Raw genomic sequence first — 8,047 nt, 5'->3', positions numbered from 1 at the left:
GTTCTCTGGATTGCAAAATACCTATCGTCAATCTTATATGCCAGTTCATCCGGTTCCAGTTCCGGCATAAGTCCTTCCACAGAAATCCCTTTCTCCTGCAGATATTCTGAAATAGCTTCCAATGCTCCTGCATCATACCCATTCCAGAGATCTTCTGCGACAAGCTGACCATGTTCCGATACGATAATCCCTGCCACATCTGAACCATACTCATCATGTTCCATGAAGAAGAACTTCTCCCCTGCATACTCTCTTTCATCTACTGTATGCCAGGTTCCTGCATGTCCATCTGCTTCAAATCCTCTGGTATCTGCTGTAATGGTGACTTCCGCTTCATCTAATGCCTGTTCAATCTTCTGCATACGGATCTCTGCCCTTGCCATATCAATAAATCCATCTAACACCGCTGGGTGGCTTTCTATCACATAATCCTGATTCAGATTCTTCCCCTGATTGATATTTTCCGGGATTTCGATATGTTCTGCCCAGTCTTTGTTCTGTTTGGAAAATCTGCCGTCATAAGAAAGTTCCCGAAGCGTATTTGCCATAACAAACGTCATACGTTCTTCTCCAAACTGTTCCAGCACTTGTTTTGCGGCATCTTCCTTTAAATGCAGCCCGTCAAAATTTAATGCGATTGCTTCCTCGATTGCTTTCTTACAATCAATATTTAACTTTCTGGAATCCAGATAAGCATCTACATCCCGTTCTTCCATTGCCTGAGCAAGTGTTCCTTTATAAACTGGCGGATAGGCTCTGGTATGATTATTTTCCAGCATCTCCATTCTCTGCTGTACAAAGTCCGGAAGTTCCTCAAAGCCGAAAGAATCCACATAATAAGCCTTTGTCTCCGCCGTCCGGTTTATAACTATGACGTCGCTTACCGATAAGGAATGTCCATGAAAATCGTTCGGGCGGTTGATATTAAATCTCTCAAAAATATCCTCTAATGTGATCGTTGGTATCCACGGAGCCGCATACACCATCCTGTAGTCTTTCCCCTCAATGGTATAGCCTAATTTTTTAGCCGATTCAAAACCCATAAACTGATAAGTATGCTCTCCGCCCGTATCCATCTGATAGATTGCAAAACGACCGCTTTCTCCATGAAAAAGCAAAGTTTCATCAATCTTTTCCGCACTGTCCTGTTCCAGTTTTTCCTGTCTGGTGGCAGATGCTTCTTTTTCTTCATATTGCATGATATTTTCTCTTTCCAGCTCATGCATCTGCTCCTCAATGTTCCCAATGATCTCTGCAGATGTTTTTCGGATGGTATCCATTGATGCTTTCAACGCCTTCATATCCCTGCTCTCGCACCAGCTGGCGATATAGGTAAACGAATATTCTGAAGTATCCAGACCAAAATGGTTGCAGACAATATAAGCGATACTTTCTGCTTCCACTTCCTTTGTTGTCTGGTCTTTTAAGACGCCTTCCACATCCATTACTTCCCGGTCATGCAGCAATGCGTGGCTCACTTCATGGACTCCGGTTTTCATCGTCTGTACATTACTCATATCTTCCTTTATCGCAATATATTTTTCTGTCTGGTGATAATAGCCTTTTGCATCCCCTTCCACATTCATCATGCGGATCGGTACAGGAGAAATATTCTGCAATGCCTGCATAAACGTATCATAAAACTGTACACTTCCGGTAAGCTCCGGTACCTCCAGTTCTGCGATCGGTTCCCCCTCTGTCTGGCTGACATCAAACACTGTCGTTACACGGAATCTCGGTATCACCATCTCCACGATCTCTGTTTCCGGCTGTCCATCATCCCCGATCACAGGCTCTTTTGTTACCGGGTCGATCTTTTCAATCTCCTGTTTCTCCCGTATCGGTGCTGGTGCGATGATCTGGATTCCTTTCTCTCCACGTTTTACATGACGGTTAAATTTCTTCTTCCATGCCTGATAGCCTGCCACCAGTGTTGCTTCCGGTTTCTGCATGGTGATCAGCAGCGTGTTATTAAAGCTGTAATTGTGGAACTTTGACATGGTATTCAGATATTCGGTATATCTCTCCGAAGTAAAGATTTCCTTTACTCCCTGTTCCAGCCGTTCCGATATTTCTTTTAACTGTTTTTCTATATTATTTGCCATAAACAAACCCTCCATTTTACGTCACCGCCAGAGAAAACTCTGACGGGAAATCTTTTATAACTCCTGTTCATGTTTTTTCTTTGCAGCTTTCTGTACAGGTGGCTGTTCCGCTGTATTCTGCTGTGCCTTCTCCTGCTTTAAGCGTTCCAGAATAGACGGCTTATGGATTCTGTCTGCTGTTTCCGGAAGTTCTTTTTCTTCTACGGCATCCCTGCTGTCTGTGCTGCTTCCTTCTCTGCCAATATCCTCATCTGCCATAATCGTCTCATTGCCCTTTTCATCCATGTTCAGCAGGGCATTTAACTCGGATAAGCGTTCCATCTTTTCATTCAGTTCTGCTTCTTTCGGAAATGGTTTCTTTACCTCTTCCTGTGCAGTAGCAAGCTGCTGTTGTACGGTTTCTAACTTCTGCTTACTTTCCGTCAGCTTCCTGTCGATAGAAGAAAGCGTGTTATGGATACGCTGCATATTTCCTATAGGGTCTTTTCCGATCTCCAGCTTATAAGAGCATTTTCCTTTGATCGTCAGTTCAAACGCATTGGAGAACATATTGTAGGAAGCAGATAACGTAAACCCCTGATATTCCCCGACCTTTCCGCCGGTGCTGATGGTTTTTAAACCTGCACAGGCGGCGATCAACGCTTCGCCTGCTTCTTTCTTATCTTCATAAAGAACATTCCCTACCGTCATGGCAAACGTGTCATTATCCTGTAAATCCACGCTTTTTACTACCTGCGAATCCACCTGCATCCCGGCAATCCGCTCTTTCAATGCACTGATCTGTACCGGGAAATTCTTTGCAATATCGGATTCCAGACGGTAAATCTGACTGGTATGGTTTGCCTTTAGAAGTTTCAGCTTACTCACCTGCACATCCAGATCCATTTTTTCTTTAATGTACGGATTGCCTGTGGCAAGTGCCTTGATCTCTGCATAGGACAGTGCCGTATCATCAACATCTTCACAAGCTCTGACCGGGGATTTACTGGTCATAATCTGGCTGATGAACTTCTGCTTATTCTCCAAAATCTGGTCGAGTAGGTCAGCGGTATTACTACCGCTTTCCCCTCTAAGAACCGTGCGTGAGAGTTTCCCCTCACACGGCTCAAGCACTTATAAGCCCTGTGTTAGCAGAACCAGTTCATCAACATTTTTCGAGTAATGAAGTTTTCTATGGCAATCAGCATGTAATAAGACATTCTTTTCTTTAAAATCTGCTCCCACTTCCGTATGGATTCGGAATCCCCGTTCCACTGTGATAGGTTCACCACAATGCGGACAAATGCCTTTCTGCATTTTGTACAGTGCATTTAATTTCTTCCTTCCATTGATTTCTCGAAGCATTCTCTTTGTGTCTCTGTCCTCAAAATATTCTGTGAAACGTTCATCAAATGGTGTCGCTTCTGATTTTGTTTTCAGCCACCTTACTATTTTAGTATCAGTAGCATATATCAGATGTAATTCAAATGAGTCTGCCATATTTACACTGAATGTCCAGTTCCTTGTGCCGACTCTCCTGAAATATTTCTTTGCTATCCATTTGTGGCTTTTCTTCGGATGCCTACGTTTACACCATCTCCACAGACATCTCCATACATCGAAATCAAACCTGTCAAACGCCTGCGAGGAGACATTATACTTTTGGAAATTTACCCATCCTCTGATGACCGGATTTAACTTTCTTATCAAATCTTCCTGCTTCATAGATGGATTTTGCTTTATAATCCCCCGTATCTTATTCACAATGGCTTTATAATTCTTTTTGGATGGTTTTGTAAGAAGCTTGTCTTTATACCACCGTATATTACATCCGAGAAAATCAAAACCATCTTCGATATGGGTAATCACTGTCTTTTCTTCTGACAGTTCCAATCCTCTCTCTGATAAAAATTCCCGGATAATCGGGAGAACACCTGCTTCCAAAAGCTCTCTACTTTCGCCTGTGACGATGAAATCGTCAGCATAACGTATAAAGTTCACTTTTGGAAAATATGCTTTTCCATCCCTTTTAGTTTTGTGGTATTTCTTCCTAATCTGGACTTCCAGACCATCCAACACCATGTTGCAGATAGTTGGTGAGATAGCCGAACCCTGTGGGCTGCCGAGGTCTGTTGGAAATAATCTTCCGGTCTCGACATACCCGCTTTTTAACCATTTTCGCAGAATATCTCTGTCCATTGGGATATGGTTCAGTATCCATTCGTGACTGATGTTATCAAAACAGCCCTTAATGTCTCCTTCCAGCACCCATTTAGGGGATTTTGCTTTATTCAGACAGGTAAAGCACTGTTCGATTGCATCCTGTACACATCTCTTTGCTCTAAATCCATAGGAGTTAGGGTCAGCAGTGATTTCCGCAATCGGTTCCAGTGCAAATTTGTACAATGTCTGCATCGCTCTATCCTTCATACATGGGATACTGAGCGGCCTCATTTTTCCGTTCTTTTTCGGGATATATACCCTCTTTAACGGTAATGGTTTATAGCCTCTGCGTTTTAAGCTGAGAATTGCTTCATATTTCAGTTTGGGAGTAGACCATAAGATTTTGTCTACACCTGCTGTCTTTTTGCCTTTATTACTCGTTACTCTTTTTACAGCTAAAGCACGTCCGTAGAAAGAGTGTGTAAGCAGCCATTGCAAAGACTTTACTTTGCCGGTTCTGCCCTGTTGATGAGCCTTTACGATACGCATTTGCAGTTTTTTAACGTATGCATTCGCTTTGTTCCAGTCGATGCTGTCCCATGCCTTAGCAACGTCAGAAGTCGCACACATTTTCATGTTCATTTGCCTTACTCCTTTCAAAAATTCTATAAACTCTCTCGTAATTAAGCACCTTGCGGAATTCTGCTCCCCTTTCGGGTGGGGCAAATTTTGAACCCCTATCCGTCCTCATTACAAGGTCGGCATTCGCTTCCTCCGCAATCCTTTACCCGCATTCCCAACGGCTTCCCTTACGGTCCACTTGCCTTTGCAGGCGAGAATACGGGCTTGACACGTTCCACTTAATCAACAATCAATGATAGTTTAGGTTCCACCTCTACTCCGGCAGTCTTATGTCCGTGTATTCCTATCGTGGAGAGGAATATCCAACTGCACACCTTTTGGTTCAAGCCTGTCAGCTACTTTGGCTTGTTCAGCTTTAACGAAGCTTACGGTGATTCAGTTAATTAACCATGCTATCAGAAAGCCTGCACCCTAACCGCCTTGTAGCTGGCAGTTTTGCTTCTCCCTCACGGGATTTGCTCCAAATAGGGTTCCATTTATATCCGCTTCCGAACAATGCCATTACTGGCAAAGCCGGGGATATTGGCTTCATCCAACGGAATGGATGGTTTGGTCGGAAATACCGCCAAACAGTTAAATTAAGCGACTTCGTGTCGCACCCACATGTACGCATCAAAGGTATTTTCTGTCACATACCGGAATATCTTTACCTTCTCATTCTGGTTTCCCTGCCTTAAAATACGCCCTTCCTGCTGTTCCAGATCGGATGGTTTCCATGGACAGTCAAGATGATGGAGAGCGATTAGTCTGTCCTGCACGTTCGTACCTGCACCAAGTTTCGGAGTGGAACCCATAAGGATTCTCACCTGCCCGGCCCGTACCTTTGCAAACAAATCTGCTTTCTTTGTCTCCGTGTTGTATTCATGGATAAACGCAATCTCTTCTTTCGGGATTCCCCTGGCGACCAGTTTGTTTCGGACATCATCATATACGTTGAAAGTCCCATCTCCTTTAGGTGTGGACAGGTCGCAGAAGATCAGCTGGGTTGTCCGGTCTGCTTTTCCTTCTTCCCATACCTGAAAAGCATTTTCCACACAGGTATTGACCTTGCTTTTTTCCGCATCCGGAAGGAGTTCATTCAAAAGCCTTTGGTCTAACGCACACTTCCTTCCGTCGTTGGTGATCTTGAGCATGTTATCCTCTGTCGGATTTACCATTCCTGCTCTTACTGATTCTGCACGTTCTGAAAATGCTGCTACCATATCCTGCTGTTCTTCACTTGGTTTTAAAACTTCATTGATAAACTCTGCTTCCGGCACTGGAAGATTCAGCATATCAGAAGTCTGAATATCCGCAGCTTCCTTAAAAATGGAGATCAGCTCTGGAAGATTAAAAAAACGGGCAAACCGTGTTTTTGCACGATAGCCCGTTCCTTCCGGTGATAATTCGATTGCGGTTACTGTCTCCCCAAACGTTGCCGCCCAGGAATCAAAATGTCCCATGCCCATACGCATAAGTGTGTCATACTGGAGATAACGCATGATAGTGTAAAGCTCCGTCATACTGTTCGATACGGGAGTACCTGTAGCAAAGGTGATCCCTCTGCCGCCTGTCAGTTCATCCATGTACCGGCATTTCATAAACATATCCGAACTTTTCTGTGCATCCGTCTGTGAGATACCCGCCACATTCCGCATTTTTGTATACAAAAAAAGATTCTTAAAACTATGGCTCTCATCCACAAACAGCCGGTCTACGCCCAACTGTTCAAAGGTTACTACATCATCCTTTCTGGTCTGGTCATTGAGTTTCTTCATCCTCGCCTGCAGACTCTTCTTTGTTTTTTCCAACTGCTTGATGGTATAATTCTGCCCTGCCTGATGTGCTGCTTCTTCAATGGAGAACGTAATATCTGCAATCTGATCTTCCAGCATGGCAATCTGCCGTTCTCTTGAAAGAGGGATTTTCTCAAACTGCGTATGGCCGATAATCACGGCATCATAATCCCCTGTCGCAATACGGGAACAGAACCGTTTTCGGTTTGCCGGCTCAAAGTCCTTCTTCGTTGCCACCAGGATATTTGCTCCCGGATAGAGACGTAGGAAATCACTGCCCCACTGCTCGGTCAGATGGTTTGGCACGACAAAAAGATTCTTTTGTGAGAGTCCCAGCCGTTTTGATTCCATACCGGCTGCGATCATCTGGAACGTCTTCCCTGCTCCTACGCAATGAGCTAGTAACGTATTATTTCCATACAGCACATGAGCCACTGCATTTTTCTGGTGCGGCATCAGGGTGATCTCCGGGTTCATGCCTACAAACTGAATATGGCTTCCATCATATTCCCGTGGACGGATGCTGTTAAATCGTTCATTATAGATCTTACATAAATCTTCCCGTCGGTGCAGGTCTTTAAATATCCATTCCTTAAATTCCTCTTTGATAAGTTCCTGCTTCTGCTGTGCCAGCATCGTTTCTTTTCGGTTCAGTTCCCGATGTTCCCCATCCGCATCCTGTATCGTGTCATAAATCTTGGTATCCCGGAGATTTAGAGCATCTTCCAAAAGGCGGTATGCATTGGCTCTCTGTGTTCCATAAGTAGAGGTTACAAGAGCATTTCCATAACTGCCTACGCTTTTTCCCATAACATTCCACTGTCCGGTCACTTCTGCATACTGGACTTTAATTTTGTCCCCTACATAATATCTTGGAGTATGGAATGTCTCTGCCATAAACTGTGTAATGTAATCCTCTGAAATCCAGGTTGCTCCAAGTCTTGCCTCAATCTCTGACGCATCCAGATCTTTTGGTTGTACCTGCTCCAAATACTGCACATTCACCTGGTATTCCGGGTGGTGTTCGGCAAACTGTTTTGCAATCTGCAACTTCTCCCTTACATTTCCAGAAAGGTATTCATCCGATGGCTCCCACTTTTCACTGATTGGATTTCTAAAAATTACTCCTGCCAGTTCTTCGGTAAGCTCCTCTTCTGTTTTCCCGGAAAGCTGTGCCATATAAGAAAGGTCAACGCCTGCCCTCTCACCAATGGAAACCGCAAGTGCTTCACTGGCAGTATCCACGGAAGTTACCGTTTCTGCCCTGCGGATTGTCCTTTTGGTAAAAATATCCGCTTTCCGTTTCAGTTCTCCCTTATCATCCAGAAATTCCAGAGAAGTCAAAAGACAATAACTGCTGTCCTGACTAAATGCCCTCTTATT

Annotated in this window: 4 protein-coding genes; all 4 read right to left on the bottom strand. The window is 44.1% G+C overall.

The genetic code is table 11. The features are described 5' to 3' along the window. On the bottom strand, positions 1 to 2,105 hold a 2,105-nt coding region (locus ACTNES_RS17870; protein WP_441040264.1), incomplete at its 3' end, for a DUF3849 domain-containing protein. A 54-nt stretch (positions 2,106 to 2,159) separates the two neighbouring features. Next, a complete protein-coding gene (locus ACTNES_RS17865; protein WP_441040263.1) occupies positions 2,160 to 3,218 on the bottom strand; it encodes a helicase in 1,059 nt (352 codons plus the stop codon). Beyond that, positions 3,219 to 4,889 (bottom strand): group II intron reverse transcriptase/maturase, encoded by a 1,671-nt coding sequence (gene ltrA, locus ACTNES_RS17860; RefSeq protein ID WP_441040262.1) that lies wholly within the window; start codon positions 4,887 to 4,889, stop codon positions 3,219 to 3,221. 578 nt (positions 4,890 to 5,467) lie between these two features. Beyond that, positions 5,468 to 8,047: DEAD/DEAH box helicase family protein (locus ACTNES_RS17855; RefSeq protein ID WP_441040261.1), on the bottom strand; the 2,580-nt coding region annotated here is incomplete at its 5' end.

This window comes from Blautia sp. HCP3S3_D9, from assembly GCF_052063845.1.
In the GTDB taxonomy this organism is placed as follows: Bacteria; Bacillota; Clostridia; order Lachnospirales; family Lachnospiraceae; genus Blautia_A.
This window is presented reverse-complemented; position numbering and strand designations above follow the sequence as displayed.

Coding starts and splice junctions, on each gene's coding strand:
- ltrA (WP_441040262.1), bottom strand. CDS start 4,889: ATGAACATGAAAATGTGTGCGACTTCTGACGTTGCTAAGGCATGGGAC.